The organism is Spirulina subsalsa FACHB-351 (genome assembly GCF_026130165.1).
Taxonomy (GTDB): Bacteria; Cyanobacteriota; Cyanobacteriia; order Cyanobacteriales; family Spirulinaceae; genus Spirulina_A; species Spirulina_A subsalsa_A.
In genome coordinates this window covers 1-16,819 of the sequence record NZ_JAIHOM010000030.1, presented here as the reverse complement: position 1 = coordinate 16,819, position 16,819 = coordinate 1, and the positions used below count along the sequence as shown (strand labels likewise).

9 protein-coding genes and 1 pseudogene are annotated in these 16,819 nt (G+C 46.3%); 4 read left to right on the top strand and 6 right to left on the bottom strand.

Annotated features, from left to right (window positions below; all coding sequences use genetic code 11):
• The first annotated feature begins 65 nt into the window (after positions 1-65).
• The 4 genes from K4A83_RS07890 (at position 66) to K4A83_RS07875 (ending at position 8,044) form a co-directional block, all read left to right on the top strand.
• The gene (locus K4A83_RS07890) at positions 66-1,700 is read left to right on the top strand and encodes an ABC transporter substrate-binding protein (RefSeq protein ID WP_265263930.1); all 1,635 of its coding nucleotides are present in this window, start codon (positions 66-68) and stop codon (positions 1,698-1,700) included.
• Between the two features lie 78 nt (positions 1,701-1,778).
• On the top strand, positions 1,779-2,696 hold the full coding sequence (locus K4A83_RS07885) for a VWA domain-containing protein (protein ID WP_265263929.1): 918 nt from the start codon (positions 1,779-1,781) through the stop codon (positions 2,694-2,696).
• Between the two features lie 194 nt (positions 2,697-2,890).
• Positions 2,891-6,166, top strand: a complete 3,276-nt coding sequence (locus K4A83_RS07880) for a tubulin-like doman-containing protein (RefSeq protein ID WP_265263927.1) — start codon at positions 2,891-2,893, stop codon at positions 6,164-6,166.
• A 117-nt stretch (positions 6,167-6,283) separates the two neighbouring features.
• Positions 6,284-8,044, top strand: coding sequence for a serine/threonine-protein kinase (locus K4A83_RS07875; protein ID WP_265263926.1), 1,761 nt, complete (start codon positions 6,284-6,286; stop codon positions 8,042-8,044).
• A 24-nt stretch (positions 8,045-8,068) separates the two neighbouring features.
• Here K4A83_RS07875 and K4A83_RS07870 read toward each other — a convergent pair whose 3' ends face one another.
• The 6 genes and pseudogenes from K4A83_RS07870 to K4A83_RS07845 all read right to left on the bottom strand — a co-directional run bounded on the left by K4A83_RS07870 (position 8,069) and on the right by K4A83_RS07845 (position 16,657).
• Entirely contained in the window at positions 8,069-9,505 is a 1,437-nt protein-coding gene (locus tag K4A83_RS07870; protein ID WP_265263924.1) for a serine hydrolase, read from the bottom strand.
• Between the two features lie 84 nt (positions 9,506-9,589).
• Positions 9,590-11,215: a protein kinase domain-containing protein gene (locus K4A83_RS07865; protein WP_265263923.1), complete on the bottom strand. Its 1,626-nt coding sequence runs from the start codon at positions 11,213-11,215 to the stop codon at positions 9,590-9,592.
• Positions 11,216-11,479: 264 nt separating this feature from the next.
• The gene (locus K4A83_RS07860) at positions 11,480-14,560 is read right to left on the bottom strand and encodes a tetratricopeptide repeat protein (RefSeq protein ID WP_265263922.1); all 3,081 of its coding nucleotides are present in this window, start codon (positions 14,558-14,560) and stop codon (positions 11,480-11,482) included.
• Between the two features lie 2 nt (positions 14,561-14,562).
• On the bottom strand, positions 14,563-15,909 hold the full coding sequence (locus tag K4A83_RS07855; RefSeq protein WP_265263920.1) for a hypothetical protein: 1,347 nt from the start codon (positions 15,907-15,909) through the stop codon (positions 14,563-14,565).
• A gap of 2 nt (positions 15,910-15,911) precedes the next feature.
• Positions 15,912-16,100 (bottom strand): annotated as a pseudogene (locus tag K4A83_RS07850) (RNA-guided endonuclease TnpB family protein); the annotation flags it as partial.
• A 254-nt stretch (positions 16,101-16,354) separates the two neighbouring features.
• Positions 16,355-16,657 (bottom strand): 30S ribosomal protein PSRP-3, encoded by a 303-nt coding sequence (locus tag K4A83_RS07845; RefSeq protein ID WP_017303187.1) that lies wholly within the window; start codon positions 16,655-16,657, stop codon positions 16,355-16,357.
• Between the last annotated feature and the right edge of the window lie 162 nt (positions 16,658-16,819).

Sequence of the window (16,819 nt, the reverse complement as noted above, 5' to 3'; positions counted from 1 at the left end):
CCTCAAAATCCCTCTAATCTGAAGAGATAAGATTAAAGTCAGTCTCAAAATGGGGGAGGAGTGGCGTGAGTCCTCAAGGCGAATGGCAATGTGATGGCATACCCAAGAATAATGACCCCTCCTATCAAGGGTCTGGTGAGCATGAACCCTATGTGAATAATGGTCCGTTTTGTTTAATTTGCGGCTTGCCCAAAGAGGCTATGTCTGCGGGGAAAACGAAAATCCAAGGAAGTAGCCCGACCTCGACGACGACTGTTTCTCCACCCCCTACTCCAAACTCTCCCCAAAATAAGATCCTCCCTCTGGTGATTGCCCTTTTGGGGGTCTTACTATTGACCGGAGGGGGTTTTCTGGGCTATCAGGTCTTGACCCGAGAGAGAACACCTGTTGCGAATTCTGAGAACGGTGAGGCGGATTCCTTCATCAGTCAACAAGCGCGTAATGCCCAAGGGATTAGTCAAGGGGAAAAGATTCTGCTCAATTCTACCCCAACCAAGGAAAGTGCAGCCCAAGCGTTTGCGGCTAAAGATTGGGAGGGAGCCATTGAACAGTACGAACAGGCCGCCCAAGAACAAGCCCATGATCCTGAAAGTAAAATTTATCTCAATAATGCTCGGGCGAGAAAAGCGGGAAATCCCCTCACCTTAACGGTGGTGATTCCCTTGGGGAGCAATCCGAACGCGGCCCTGGAAGTGTTACGGGGGGTAGGTTTAGCTCAGGAGGAGTATAATCAAAATCCCCAATTGCCGGGACGATTGTTGGAAATTGCGATCGCCAACGAATCCAGTAGTTCACCCACGACGACCTTAGCCGATGATTTGATTCAAGCCCCCTCTGTGTTAGGGGTTTTAGGGCATGGGGTGGGGCCGGAAACGGAAGCGGCGATTCAGCGTTATGCTAGCGCGCCCATGCCTGTCATTGCCCCCATTAATGCCGATGTTACCGAAAGTGCCGGGCGATCGCTCCTGAAAACCATTCCCTTAGATCAAGGCAATGAAAACCTACTCAAAAGTTACTTAAAAGCCCTAGCCACTACCCTCACCCAATATACTCAGAGTGAGGTGGATTCCCTCGCTGGGGTGATTTTTTATAACGGAGATAGTCGCTATGGCATGGGGGTGCAACAAGCCCTAACGACGGCCATTCAACTGAATAATGGTCGTCTGGTGCAAGCGGTGGACGTGGCACAACCGGGATTTGAGGTGGAAACTGCCTTAGCCCAAGCCCAAGATCAAGGAGCCAACGCCATTTTTCTCGCCCTCAGTAAAGACTATTTAGACCTCGCCACTGAATTAATTCAAGCCAACGCTGCCCAAAACAACCCCTTAACCATTGTGGGAGGCGATGAACTCTATAGTCCTAACATTTTAGTAAACAGTGGGGAAGCCGTTGCTGGATTAGTTTTAGCGGTTCCTTGGAGTTTCCAAAGTGCCGATAGTTTTTCCCAAAAAGCCTATCAAATGTGGAAAGGTCGAGTCAGTTGGCGCACCGCGGCCGCCTATGATGCCACCCAAGCTTTAATCTCCGCCGTTGTCGCCAATCCCAATCGAGTCGCCATCCAACAAAAATTAGAACAAGGAGTCATGATTGTAGGCACGAATACAGACTTTAGTATTTTCCAAGCAGTCCCCCTAGTCATTGCCGTTGAAGGTCCCCAAGGCCCCCCCGGCAGTAATTATCAATTTGATCCGTTACCTTAGTTCACAGGGGAGAAATTCCCCGGATCAACCCATTGCCCTCCCCCTAAAATTCGCCCTATTTAAACCCCATTTAATCTCGTGAGTTTTTCTCGTCGTCCGTTGTGGCAATATCCCCTTTTTCAAATCCCCTTGCTCTTTCTGGGAGGATTTCTGGTTTTAGCTGCCCTATTTTGGTTATTCGGTTTAGGTCGTCCCCAAGTCAATGTAGCCATTGCCTTGGACTTAAGTTACAGCACCTACAGCTCAGAATTTAACGAACCGGGTAGTATTATGAATCAAGAAGTCCAAGCAGTAGAGGCTTATCTTGAACAAAATGCCTCGGGGATCTTGCGTCGTCCCAATCAAGTTCAAGTCTTTGGCTTTGGCGGATTACTAAAACCTTTAACGGGGTCTTTTAATGGCAATAGTCAGCAAGTCAAACAAGAGTTAAATCAAGCCTTAAAGACCCCCGGTATTGATCAGCAAATTCTCCCCAATAGTACCAATTTAAGTTTAGCCATTCAAGGCACCACAGAGCGATTAGCCCAAATTGAACAAGGCTGTCGAGAATTGTTATTAGTCACCGATGGACAAGGGGAGGTGAGTCCTAGTGCCGTGGGGGAAGCCCTGCGCCATAATGTGAGAATTAACGCCGTTGTCGTGGGGGCAGAAGCACCCGCCTTACAAGCTGCCAGTTTAGTGACACGGGGCATTTACTTGGGACAAGGGGAAGCCAGCCAACTGGATCTGTTATTTCGCGATCGCCTCTTTGCCCATATTAATACGAATCTCAAGTGGATTTTACTCTGGCTGGCTTGTGCTTGGGTCGCCTTAATGTGGCTCCTAGTCATGCCCTTAGACCGTTGGATATTTCAGGATTTGTTCAAATTTAAAATGAATACTTCCGGTCAATTAGCCTTGGGAAATGCCTTCTTTTGGACGGCTGCCACTCCCGGAATTTTGTGGAAAATTTCTAATCTTTTAGACCTCGCTTTGCCTTTCTTTTCAGGGTGTTAAATTGAATCGTTTTATAGCGTTTCCATGTGAGTTTTGTCGTCCATAAGGGAAAGCCAAGGGAACAGGGAATAGGGAAAGCAAAGAAAACAGTATACAAGGGTCACAAGGAGATTGAAGTATTAGGAGAAACTTCTTTGAGAGTTGATCAATGATTTGGAAACGCTATATACCCTCTAATTCAACAGGAGAATCCTATGGTCGCAGTTGAAGAAAAATCAATGGTTCCCACCGTCATTATTGGCATTGGGGGAACTGGGGCAGAAGTAGCCGCCAGAGTCCGCCGTTTAGTTGAAGAAACCTACGGCAACCTAAAAAACTTTCCCATTATTAGTTTCCTCTTAGTAGACACCGATAAAGATTATAAAATCACCGAACCAGAAGCCGCCGGAAGCCCCTTTAAAGACAACGAAAAACACTGGGCGCGAGTCAGTGGAAAAGTCGTCCGAGATATCGTATCAGATATGAGTAATTTCCCTTGGATTAACTCCTGGTTTCCCTCCGAATTAGAACGAAATATTAGTTCCCTAGAAGCAGGTGCGGGACAAATTCGCGCCTGTGGTCGTTTTGCGTTATTTTGCAATTATGCCGAAATTCAAAGCAAGTTTTTAGAGGCAGTACGACGCACAAAAGGCCATGAAAACTTTATGCAAGATCGTTACGGCATTAAAGTCAATACCAGTGGGATTAATGTATTTCTCACCGGGTCTTTATCCGGGGGAACAGGGAGCGGTATGATTCTGGATCTGGGCTATTGTATCCGCAATTGGCTCAAAGGGGAAAGTAGCCCCATTGTCACGGCTATTGTTCCCATGCCCAGTGCCTTTGCCGGAATTAGTGTTGGCGATCGCGTTTTAGCCAATGGGTACGCTGCGATGATGGAATTTAGCTATTTTGCCGACTATCGCACCGAGTATGTCGCCCAATTTAGTCGCCAACTTAGTGATGAAGTGCGTAGTAAATTACCCCCCTTTGATTTTACCTACTTAGTGGGAACAAAAAACGGAGAAAGTGATTTTAAACTGGCTCAAATTCGAGAAATTATTGCCCAAAATATCTTCTTAGATTTAACCAGTGAATTCTCCCCCCACAAGCGCTCAATTCGGGATAACATTAAAGGGGCTTGGGCGCAAGCGGATCCGGGAGGGCGGGGCTATCCGAAAAACTTTATGAGTTTTGGACTGTCTACTATTGAAATTCCCATTGCTCATATTCGCGGGTCTTTATCCTCTCGTTTAGCTCAAGACTTTATCGGCTGGTGGCAGAATGAACAAGCCCTTTTACCTCCCCAAATGTTAGACTTTGTACGAGGGGATATCCTTAAACGTTTGCGCCTCAGTGAGATTGAATTAATCACCGATTTATCCGCCGCCCAAGATCGCCCCTACCTAACTGTTATTGCAGAATGGATCAATCAAATTCGTCAAGAAATTATTAACGAAAACTGGCTACAATGTACCCAGCAAGGGGTCAATGTTTTAGCGGCGGAACGGGGTAAAATTTTAAACTTTTTAAATGGTTATTTAAAGCCCAAAGTGGACGAATATGAGCGAGATCATTTCCGGGAATTAAGCCCAGATGAACGCTTACATGGGGACTTTTGGGGACGAATGTATGATAACCGAGATCAAGCCATTGTACGCGGTCGCCAAGTGTTAGAAGAGGAACTATATCGCATTTTAGAAGACCGCACCCAAGGGCCTAAATTTGCGGAATCGTTCCTTTTGACCACCCGCCAAATTTTTACAGATTTAAGCGAAAAATTCCGCAACCAAGAGGAGCGAATTTGGCAGCCCAATGAGATTAAAAGTCAACAGCAGTATGAAAAAGCCCTCGCCGATCTTAACGAATTTAAAGATAAATTTGGCATCTCCAAACAAAGCAAAATGGAGGAATTTTGTCAAGGGGCTTTAACGGGATTAGAGGGGTATTTTGTGGCAAAAATTCAACGAAAAACAAGGGCATTAGCGCGGGAAGTGCTGGCTCGTTTGCAAGACCATTTAACGGGATTAGAACGTCGTTTTAATCGTTTGCAACAGCGTTTAACCACCCTGCGGGACTTTTTCCAAGAAGAGGCTGATCGGCAAGCGGATCGTGCTGATGCCCTACAAATTAACGGGATTAAACTCTTTGATCGTCAGGAATTAAACGGACTCTATCAGGACTTTATTGAACGCCATGCGGGGGCTACTCAAGGGAGCAAAACGGCCTATGAATTGGGGATGGATGGGTTATGTAGTACCCTTTCGGGGGATATTTTACAACAGTTAAGCCCCCTGTGGAAGGCAACCCGTCGGGCGGATGAAATTATGCGTTTGTTGGATTTAATCGAGATTCCCGATGTGCAAGATGAGGATATTCGGGAAATGATTGGCGATCGCACCAAACAGGTGATTCTGAACGCCCCAGCGGGGAGTAAAATGCAGCAAGACTTAGCCGCGTGCGATCGCCTGTTGAAAAAATACAACGATGACCAAGAAATCATCAACAATATTCGCATAGCTTACAACAAATCGAAGCCCCTAATTTTGATGGATAAAGCCGTTTTAGGGGGACAAGATGCCGGATTTACCCCTGCCCTCAATACCAACGTTGCCCTACTCGGAGGACGGAACACCCCTGATCCAGCTGCCCAAAAACTGTTACCTAAAATTAAAGAATTTGTGGGCAATGATGATGATATCAAACCCCTCGGAGACGTTGAACGCCATCGCATTGTTTTTGTCCAAGAAACTGGCGGTTTTTCTCTGCGTTGTATTGATGGAATGAAAGAATTGCGCCAGTCTTACCAAGACTGGAAAAGTGAATTTATTCTGGCAAAACGCGCTCAACAACGGGGGGAATATAAAGACTTACCCATTCCCGTTCATATTCAAAAAGAACCGCCATTTTGGGATATTTTTCCTGAAGATGTGAAAATCTATGAATTAGTAGTAGAAGCCCGATCTTTAGGGATTTTACGCTTAGAAACAAATCGCACCACGGGGGAAAATGTGGTTCGTTATACGAAACAAACAGCCATCGGAGCAGAAAATGTTGACATTGCCTCCAGTTGGGCAGAAGCGCCCCAAGTTTTGGAAGTTAAAGCTTGTCGCGACGATCGGGAAGCCATTCAAACTCAAGTCAATAGTCGTCTGGTGGGTGCAGAAACGGACAATCAAAAACAGGCTTTATTTAGTCAACTGACAGACTATTTAGAACAACGGGCGATTGAGTTGGATAAGGACGGAGGAAAGGACAGTCCAGAATATAAACGGGAGTCGTTCATTATCTTGAATTTAATTCAAACCTACAAATTAAATCCCGGCCTTTCAGCAGGAGAAGTGATAGATCCCCCAGCGCCACCCATTGAGACAGCCCCCATTCAAGATACACCTAAATCCCTCATTCACGTTTTTTGTACTCAGTGTGGGGCGCAAAATCCCCTTGAGTCTAATTTCTGTTTTAAGTGTGGGGGAAAGTTAACAAAGTAGTGGTAAATAAACCCGGTTTTTCGTGTTTTGGGTGATTACGGGTTACTTGTTGGGTTGCGCTGTCGCTTCACCCAACCTACGAATTACTGGGTTAGTAATTATTGGTAAATTATGGATATGACTCCTCCGTTTTGTTTAGATAATCGCTATCAAATTGAGAGAACATTAGGTCGGGGTGGTTTTGGTGAAACGTTTTTAGCCAAAGATACTAAAATGCCATCCCAACCCATTTGTGTCGTCAAACAACTTAAACCTCTCATTCATCAATCCCAAGTTTATCAACTGGTGCAAGACCGTTTTCAAAAAGAGGCGGCTATTTTAGAAAAACTGGGGAAGGAACACCGCCAAATTCCTCAACTCTATGCCTATTTTGAGCAAGAGAGTCAGTTTTATCTGGTGCAGGAGTATATTGAAGGAACTCCACTCAATCAGTTGGTCAAAACAACGGAGGGGGAAGCGCGTCAAATCTTATTGGATTTACTCCCAGTTCTCACTTATATTCACAATCAAGGGATTATTCATCGGGATATTAAACCGGATAATATTATTTTGCGGCAGTCTGACCAAAAACCCGTTTTAATTGACTTTGGCGCAGTCCGAGAGACTATGGGGCTAGATATTAACTCTAGAGGAAGTACAACCTCCTCGATTGTGATTGGGACTCCGGGCTTTATGCCGTCGGAACAAGCGGCGGGACGACCGATCTTTTCCAGTGATTTATATAGTTTAGCCCTGACGATTGTTTGTTTATTAACGGGGAAATTGCCGCCCGATTTAACGGATCCTCAAACCAGTGAGATTGTTTGGCGAACTTATGTACCAAATATTGATCCTCATTTTGCGAATGTTTTGGATCGCGCTTTACAGTATCTGCCTCGCGATCGCTTTAAACTGGCTTCTGAGATGCAACAAGCCCTACAAACCGTTTCCCCGACCATTCCCTCTAGTCCCCCCACTGTCCCCTCTATCCCCCCCTCTATCCCGTCCCAGTCCCCAACTGAGGTGATCTCTTCTCCCCCGTCGCGTCAAGGGGCGGGGTGGCAGTCTGCGGTGATCACGGGGGGTATTGTGGGAATCTGTGCTGTTTTAGGTTTTGTTTTGGTGAGTCCCCCTCGCACCCCAGACCCCCCACCACCGACACCCCCAGAAACGGTTACGAATCCCACTCCCTCACCGGAAACGACTCCGAATCCCACTCCTCCACCGGAAACGGTTACAACTCCACCGACTCCACAAGTTTCTACCTTCTACTTTTTAGCCGATTCTGCCTATCGTGAACAGAGCAACATGGCACAACGTCTGAGGGAATTGAGAAGTGCCGGATATAATGGTGCGGGGCAGTTTTGGATTCCTGACTATAGCAACTTATCGGGTCAGCCCTATTATCAAGTGTATGTGGCGAAATTTGAGGGGCGCGATCGCTGTGTTGAGTTATTGCGACAATATGGACAACAACAGCCCGATGCCTACTGTGCCTTAGCGAGTCCCAATCCGGGGGATTCCATGAATCAGATCACGGCCCAAGAAGTCCGACCGAATCCTAGTGCTAGGATTTCGCCGGATGAGGGGGTACGTGATCACTACGCCCAAGTTAATCGTCGCAATTACAGTGAGGGGTGGTCTAGGCTATCCTCGAATTTCCGGCAGCAACACCTGCAAAATGATTATAGTGCTTATACAAACTGGTGGGACACAGTAGCTCATGTGGCGGTTGAACGGACTCAAGTTGTCCAAAATAGTGGCGACCAAGCCACTGTGATCACACAGCTTCGCTACGATATGAAAAATGGTAATACTGGGCGCGATCGCCTGCGGTTGTACTTACAATGGGATAATAGCCGGAACGTCTGGATTGTGCGCGATCGCGACAAACTCTAACCCTAACAAACATTCCCTTTCATTTCAATTGAGTTGATTCATGCGTTGGAAAACCAGACGGGAAATTTCAGGAAATATTTTTTCATCCTGAGAATAAGCACTATTCTCCCCAAAAACTGCCAAAATATAACTTGTTCTGCCATTACTAACATAGGCAACCTCTTTTCTTGTCCCAGAAGTCCAACCCGCTTTAGACAAAAATATAATATTATTTCCCGTATATAATCCCTCCCCGAAAAAAGCGCGAATCGGGTTAAAATGTCCCTGATGGGGATCAATCGATTGCCATTTACGGGGATCTAAATCTTGTTCAAGCCACCCCTTCATGTCACGACTATATTCTCGTGAAATCGCCTGCTCGGTCACAATTTCATACATCAATCGTGCGGCTTGCTCGGTGGAAATGCTATTCCGAATAGGACGTTCAGGACTAGGACCACGTATTTGTAAATCGCGACCCTGTGGTTCAGAATATTGTAAATAGGGAAGAGGAAATGTTTTCTGGCTTATGTTAATTCCCTGATACCCAGCAGATTGAAAAAACTGATTGAGAGAGAAACGCTTGTCTTCCCATTTTTTATAATTCTCACCGATCAATTCTACACCTGATTGTGTACCAGTAATTAAATCAACAATACGACTGGCTGCTTCATTATCAGATTGACGGATCATTTTTTCTAAGTCTGGAACATATTGACCTGCATCAGGAATTTGACCATTAGCTACTTGACTATAAAAGGCAGTCAGCCAAAATAACTTGACAATACTAGCCGGATATCTTAATTGGTTTGGATTATAACCAGCAACTGCCGATTTCTCAACGTCAATCAGTGTAATTGATAAATCTTGGGTGGGTAACCCTTTCTGATCTACTAATGTTTGGATATCTCGAACAATCGCTGTCAGTTGATTATTAGAAGTCAATTGTGGCGGTCTTCTTACATTATAAACCCACGGACGATTTTGACGATTCAATGGATTATAAGGAAGGGTGGGAATTGCCGAATTGGAACGATTATCGGATGGGGAAGTTAAATCATTCCCTAATGAATCCGATGATATACCAGATTCAGATTCTGGGGGCGGGGTCGAAGAATCTGGACGAGTCAAATAGAAACCAATGATCGAACAAATTGCCACAATCAAGGAGACAATTCCTATAAATTGCAGCTTAGATTTAAGCATTTTTCCATAATGAGAATCAGAATAAATCTGATTCCTATTCGGAACACTATATTGACTCTGATCAGGTCGATCTTGATATTTCTGGCTGCCAATATGACTTAAATTTCCAACAGAATCACGAACAAAACCGGGAGAAGCACGACTAATTTGTTGTCGAAGCTCCTCATTCTCACGTTTTAGTCGTCTAATCGTCTGATCCGCTCTGTTTAGCTGGTATTCCAACTGAGCAATCCGACGGTGAGGATCATGTCCTTGAGACTGGTATTGTCGATCCAAAATTCCCTCATTAAGAATAATTCAAAGTGAAAATCAAAGTGAATCTATCTAATCTATCATTAATAGATTAGATTCATAGGGTAATTATCGTCGTTGTAAGACACTCAATGTCCGGTAGTCAGCAATTTTGACCCTTCCGCCAACTCGTTCTAAATTATACTCAACTAGGCGTGTATCAAAAGCACTTTCTTGGTCACTCCTTCTACCATCTTTGTATAACGCTCGTTGTTCTGTCACCACAACATGAAGTGTTGCGTTATTTCCACTGGACATAAAATCCTTAACTTCTCCGATGTCTTGCACCCCATAAGAATAGTAGGCGTTGTTGTTTTGCAACCAATCTACTGAACTTTCTGTCCCATCCGTTTGTTGGATGTTGCTGCGAAACGCCTGACCTGTTAAAATTTCTTCTCCTAGAGAACGTCTATAGGGAGGAGCGAAAATCTCTCGTTTGTATTGTTGCCATTGACGAATGACGCTCAACGCTTCATTTTGAGAAATAGCAGATGTATTTTGAACGGGATTGTTCCCTGCATATTGTTGCTGAGAAGGGGGGGATGATTCAGCAGAAGAATCATCCGGGTTTCCTGTGCTACTTGATGTTTCTTCCGGTGTATTAGAATTCGTCCCAACGGGTGCAGGTTGAGGTCGTGTCATCACAATGGCACCAATCACAAATAAACCAATGACACTACCTGTAATTAAGGCCTTTTGCCACTCAGACCACCCGGAAGGAGGAGGTGGAGAAGGTGTGTGATTAGAAACCACAGTCGGTGCTTGTGCTGGATAAGTCGGGGGAGGAGAAGGATAGGGGGCTGGAGAGGGTGTCGGATAAGTAGTGGGAGCATTGGACTGAACGGTAGGCATCACAACAGGAGCAGTAACTTGTCCTTGATTCAACTCAGCCAACATTTCCCGTGCTGTACGATAACGCTCACCTGGACTGGTTTGAATGGCCTTGTCCAGAATCCCGGCGAGGGTAGGAGACACCTTGGGAGCGTAATGTTGCCAGATAATATCTCCGGTGCTGGGGTCTGTTTCCAATTCTTGGGGGTCTTTCCCCGTTAGTCCATAAATAGCTGTTAACCCCAAACTGTATAAATCACTGGCAAAAACGGGTCGTCCTGCGGTTTGTTCCGAAGGCATATAACCGGGGGTTCCAATGACAATAGAACGGCTACTATTGCCAGAAGGGCTGATCACCGTTCCCATAGTTTCTTTCACTGCGCCAAAATCAATGAGAACGGGTTTGTTATCCGCCCCCCGCAAAATAATATTATCGGGTTTGATATCTCGGTGGACAATGCGCTTGCTGTGAACATATTCCAACACAGGCAAGAGATCCAACAGCAGGGTTTTAATCTCACTTTCGTTGAAGGGGCCGAACTCTTGAACTTTTTGCCGTAAGGTTTGACCGACAATCCATTCCTGTACTAGGCAAAACTCACTATCCGCCTCAAAATAACCATACAATTCGGGAATTTGAGCGTGATTTTTGCCCAAATCTTCTAAAATAGCCGCTTCTCGACTAAAACGCTCCTGTACTAATTGATAAATCTTGGGGTCATCGGTCATCGGGTTCAGTTTTTTTAAGACACACTGACGACCGGAAGGCATATCTTGATCAATGACAATAAACGTTTCACCAAAACCACCGCTACTTAAAGGTCGGATGATTTGGTAGCGATTTTTAATAACGGTTTGACTCATCGCTTTTCCAGACCTAGGAATTCTTTTTTCAAAATAGCATTGGATTTCAGTGGATAACTATTTAAACATCTTTTTTTTATTGTTGTTACAAATATTCACTGAATACTAACTAATTATTCCCGACTCCCGACGCTTATTGCTTCGTACCGTCCTTTCCTGCGGAACGCTGCGCGTTCGCGAAGCGTTCCGCAGGGAAACGCAATGACATTACTCCCTACTCCCCCTATCCCCTATTCTCAGGATTAGAGCCTTATTCAGCAAGCCCTAACTAACACTACGAGAGCGTAACACTTTGTGCTGAATTAAACCTAATAACGCTTCCCATAAACCACTGAAGAAAGACGGTTGTAGATACTTCTGTAACTCCTGATATCCTTGCAGTTCAGGCAGTTCTAAATCAGTAGCAATCGTAATCGCTTGTTGACAATACTCCCGCGCTTGTTCTAAGTTGCCTGTTTTTTGACTCAGTTGGGCTAAGTTTTTGAGAACTTCGGCCTCCCAATGTCGGGTTTGGATAGCACGGACTACTTTCAGGGCTTCTTGCAAGTAGTCCCGCGCTGGGGAGTATTCTTGCAGGTGAAGATGGCTTTCTCCGAGGTGACAGAGGGTTTCTCCTTGGGACAGGCGATCGCCGATTTCCTTGGCGACCTCTAAATGTTGTTGCAGATGCTTAATCGCTTGGGTGTAGTTGCCCAATAAACAGTAAGTCCAGCCCATATTCCCTAAAGCTGCCCCGATGGCCGCTGTATCTTGGGTTTCGCGGGCAATGTTTAACTGTTGTTGATAGAGAGACATGGCGCGGTCGTAGTCCCCCGTTGCGTGGTAGGTGCGGCCTAAACTGCCGAGGGTTTGGCTTTCTAAAATGCGATCGCCCATTTGTCGGCACAGACGCAGGGCTTTATGACCCACAGACAGCGCTTTGTGATGATTGCCTAACCCTAAATAAGCATTAGCTAAGTAGTGTAAAGCCGCCCCCTTGCCTAACCAATCACTGAGAGCCTCGGTAATCACTAAATAGCGTTTTAAGTATTCAATCGCCGTTCCATAACGCCCAATGATAAAGTAGGCTTTCCCTACACTAATTAAGGTTTGACCTTCCCGCACGGGATCATCAAACAGTTGAGTTAAGGGCAATAAGTCCTGATAACCGCGAATCGCCCGATTCATGTCCCCTAAGCGTTGACAAGCTTCCGCTAAGGTCATTATCCCTTGATGGAGTTGATGCCAACTTTCCAGTTTGAACATTTTTAAGGTTTCTGGAGGCAGAGGAAGGGATGTCTCCGATTTTCCGCCTTCGGGGTTTTCGTTTTTTTTCTGGAGGACAAGATACTGATCTAACAGGGATTGAACGGCGGGACGGCTTAATTTAACGTACTGTTGGAGATAGTCCACGGACTGACTGTAATCTTGCAGCAGAAAATAGGACTGTCCGAGGTCAAAGAGGGTCGTCGCTAAGGCCATCGGTGCAATTTTACTCCCCGTGACGGTGAGATATTGCTGTAAATAGTCAATCGTAGCGGAGGGATCTCCTAAAGCAAAGTAAGCTGTTCCCAAGTAGAACAACGTCATGCCCCATTCTGTATTAGGACTCTGTTCACTCTTCGGCAGTGATTCAGTCCCATTTAGGGTGAGGTACTGTTGCAGGTAAGTAATAGCGGGTTCATAGTCTTGGAGGAAATAATGGGCTTTCCCCAAGGCGAAGAGGGTAGCACATAGGTTGCTGGGATTGTCTTGGGTTTCTACTAAGGAGAGATATTGGCGTAGATATTCAATGGCGGCCGAGTAGTTTTCTAAGGCATAGTGGGCGGTGCCGAGTTGTAGGTAGGGGATGGCTAAGTCTGGACTTTCGTTGTCCTGTGCGATCTGTTCTAGATATTGTTGCAGTGTCTCGATGGTTTCGGGATAGTGTTGGAGTTCATAGTAGGCTTCCCCTAGGCACAGGAGGGCTTTTTCTCGGCGCGGGGTGGGGGTTTGAGCGGTGACTTTTAGATATTGTTGAAAGTAGCGAATGGTGTTGGTATGGTCGCCGAGGGTATAGTAGGCCGTGCTGATATAAAACAGACTATTTTCTAGCTTAGACACATCCCGAGATTGAACCGCTTGCGTGAGATATTGCCGCAGGGCCTCAATACTTTGGGGATAGTCACTGAGGGCATAATGAGCATGACCGAGGAGGTAGAATACTTGATGGGGCGGAGTTAGCTCTAGGGAGGGGGCGAGTTCTAAATACTGTTCGAGGGCGTGAATGGTGTCGGGGTAGGCATTTTGGGCGTAATGGGCGCGACCAAGGGTTAGCCAAGCTTGGGCATTGGTTTCCGGATTTTGGGGGGCGGCGTTATGATAGCGGGTGAGGTAATCAATGGCTTGAGGGTATTGGCTAATGGCGCTATAGGCCTGACCCAAATAATACAGAGTTTCGAGGGTTTCTGGTTCGTCTCCTTGGACTCCCGGCAGGTATTTTTCAAATTGTGCGATCGCCTCTTCATACCGTTGACTCTGATAGTAGGCATAGGCCAAGCGATAGAGGGTTTTTTCCATCCCCTCGGGAATCACCTGCACTAAAGGCAAATCCAGACACTGTTCTAATGCGCTAATGGTGTTTTCATAATTCCCCAAGGCATAGTAAGCATTCCCTAAATACAAATGAATTGTTGTTAAAGAGCTATCGGGGACATCGGCAACCGTCGCTAAATAGCGTTGAAAATAGGTGATCGACTGGTCATAATCTTGTAGAGCATAATAGGCCTGACCTAAGCCTTGTAAACAGACCGGATTCACCATGGGCGCATCTTCTAAATGCTCTAAGACCGTTTGGTAAAGGTGAATGACTTCCGGTAAATATCCCCACCTCAACAACAGACGATGTAACTCTTCCGGGCGGTCATCGGTTTCACTTGAAATCGGCAGAAAGAGAATCTCGCTGGCTTCTTCCCAAGCTTCTAATGCGCAGAGATGATCAAAAGCCTCTAAATACCCCTCAACTTGGGTTAACGGACTGTCACCTTTTATCGGTTGATGAAGTTGTAAATAATAAAACGCCCAACGAATATGGGCAATTTCCGTTAAATTCAAATCCTTAAGGATTTCATGGAGAGTAGGCGGGTTTTGGTCATGAAGCCCTGCATTCTCTCTCAACCCTGCCCAATATTTGACACATTCAAGGAAGCGCAACACTTGGGGGCGTTCTCCCTCCGAGGGAGAAGCTTGATCCCGTCTCCCCGTAGACCCATCCCTAGACTCAGAACTTGGTAAAATTAGCTGGCCAGACGTAGGGTTATAACGTACTTTTAAGGCATCAGCTTCAGAAAGAATACGAAGTTGGATTTTGGGATTCGAGCCAGTCACTACTACACTCCCTTTTGCTTGTGGTCAGGTATAGTTAATCCTACAACGTGCCGCAAAAATTTGTGTAAACTGTAACGCACTTGGGGATCATTGATTTCGGCTTCTAACAAAAAACGTTGTTTTAGGCTTAAAATGGCCGCTTCTTGTTCAACAAGGGGGAAATCTCCGATTAAAAACTGCCATCCTCGTAAATCAGCCCCTTGAGGATTCATTGCCCCTAAACATAACAACTCATAGGCTAAGGGAGCCAGACGGCCTAGACGTTGCAAGACGCGCTCTAAAGCCCGGATTAGGGGCGGGGAGGAATCCATTGTATCTGGGGTTTCAACGAGGGCTAGTTCATAATCGTAGCCGTAATCATGCCAGTAGGCGCGCAGATTGCCATAGTAGGGGGCGGAACGGATTTCTCCGGCTAAAATCTTGAGGGTTAAAGGATGGCCGTCATAGACGCGCATCATCTCCCGTAAGCTCTCTTGGCTGGCCTCATCGTCTAAGGGAATGCCCCAGTGGTAAAATAAGCGGGTTAGGGCGGCCTCATCTAGACCTTCTAACTCCCATTGGGGAAGAGATACAGGCAAGGGGGAGGAGGAGACGACCATCACCCGGGAGGGGCATTCTGTTTGAGTGAGTAATCCTTCTAGAAAGGGCTGTAATCCATTGTCCTGAAAGATCCCCTGTTCCGGGTTTAACCAAGCTTCCACCCCATCCAAAATGATCAACTGGGGGGTGGTTTGCAGGGCGCTCAGGAGATGGTGGACTTGTTGCTCTAAGGGGCATTGGGTAGGCAGTTTGAGGGCGATTTCTTCCCCGAGAATGTGCCGTAACAGGGAGGGAAAGGGGAAACGAGTGCGATCGCCATCAATCCAGATCACCCGCTCAAACCCCTCCCCCACCTCCTGCACCCCCTGACGGAGTAAGGTCGTTTTCCCCACCCCAGAAATTCCCGTCAACAGTCGCACGCAATCATTAGACTCTAATTCAACCTTCAGGCGCTCCAGCCACCCTTCTCGTCCCTCATAGCCCGGACTCAGGACACAATCTGCCGGAGGTTCAACCCTCCCCACTTCCTCCTCTGTGCGGATTACCTCATAGTCCTGCCGTTGCAAGCGCACACCAAAAGCCCGATAAAGGGATTGAATGGCCTTGAGGTCACTTTTCCCCTGACGGTAGAGAATCTGAATCGCCACTTCAACGGGAATCCCCGCTTGTTGAGCAATTTTGCCATAACTGGGGGGAAATTTTTGGCTTTCATTGGCTTGTTGGATTGCCTGTTCCAACTTTTCACAACCCGTTGCCGTTAAAATCCCACCCTTTTGAGGTTTTGTAGTTGATGGCTTGACTACTCCCACCGTTAAGCTCCTCTCGTCGCTATAACGGGGGATTCTTTGTTCACCGAGGTGACTTGCTTAGACAGGATTTCTCCTGAAAAAGTAGAGGTATCCTCTCCCAAAGCGTTTAGGCTATCTTGTAGCCAAGTTCCCGAATGCCCTGCGGTACTTAATCCCAGTTTTAAGATGTTGCCTGCGGCGTTTTCGTCTCTTATGGCTGTATATTGATGCTTTTTAGCCCTAACCTTAAACTCTAAGACTAACATTTGTGCCAACCTCACTAGCCTAAATATAGTTTAGCACACAACAGACTCAACAAGGGAGTAGGGAATTGATAATTGATAATTATTCCCGACTCCCCCGCGAATAGAGAAGTGAGAATAGAGAATGATGACGGACTCCTGACTCTCCCTCTCTCCTCTCTCCTCTCTCTTCTTCCCCTGCTCCCCGAGTTATTCAGCAGACTCTAATTACTGCCCGTAAACACCACATCCGGAAACTTGTCTTGGGCGGTTCCCATCGGGGTGCGCTTGCCTTCTTCTTGCCAGTAATTAATGACTTCCGTTGCGCGGTTGAGGAGGCTAATCCGTTCAGCTTCGCTAATCCAGTGTTTCGCTTCTAACTCCTCTTTGAGTTGTTCCCAAGCGTCATTACGGGGCCAGAAGAAATAGGCGGTTAAAGGACTGGTGCCTTTACCCACGACTTGATCCACTGCGATCGCAACATTTTCATCTAACCAAAGAACTTTTAAAATAAATCTAGAGTCCAAAGATACCTCCGAGCAACTGTATATTTTAGGCCAACGTTTGACACTCCCATCGCTAAAAGCGAGGGATTCTTGGTTCAACGAGTTTCCTTAACTTGGCAGGACGTATCCAACCAAGCCAGAGGGAATCTCTCCCCAAGCGTGAGTTCCGGTATGCCCTACCGT

Excerpts from the sequence above, each read along its gene's own strand:
- K4A83_RS07875 (WP_265263926.1), top strand. The coding sequence starts at position 6,284 with ATGACTCCTCCGTTTTGTTTAGATAATCGCTATCAAATTGAGAGAACA.
- K4A83_RS07865 (WP_265263923.1), bottom strand. The coding sequence starts at position 11,215 with ATGAGTCAAACCGTTATTAAAAATCGCTACCAAATCATCCGACCTTTA.
- K4A83_RS07880 (WP_265263927.1), top strand. The coding sequence starts at position 2,891 with ATGGTCGCAGTTGAAGAAAAATCAATGGTTCCCACCGTCATTATTGGC.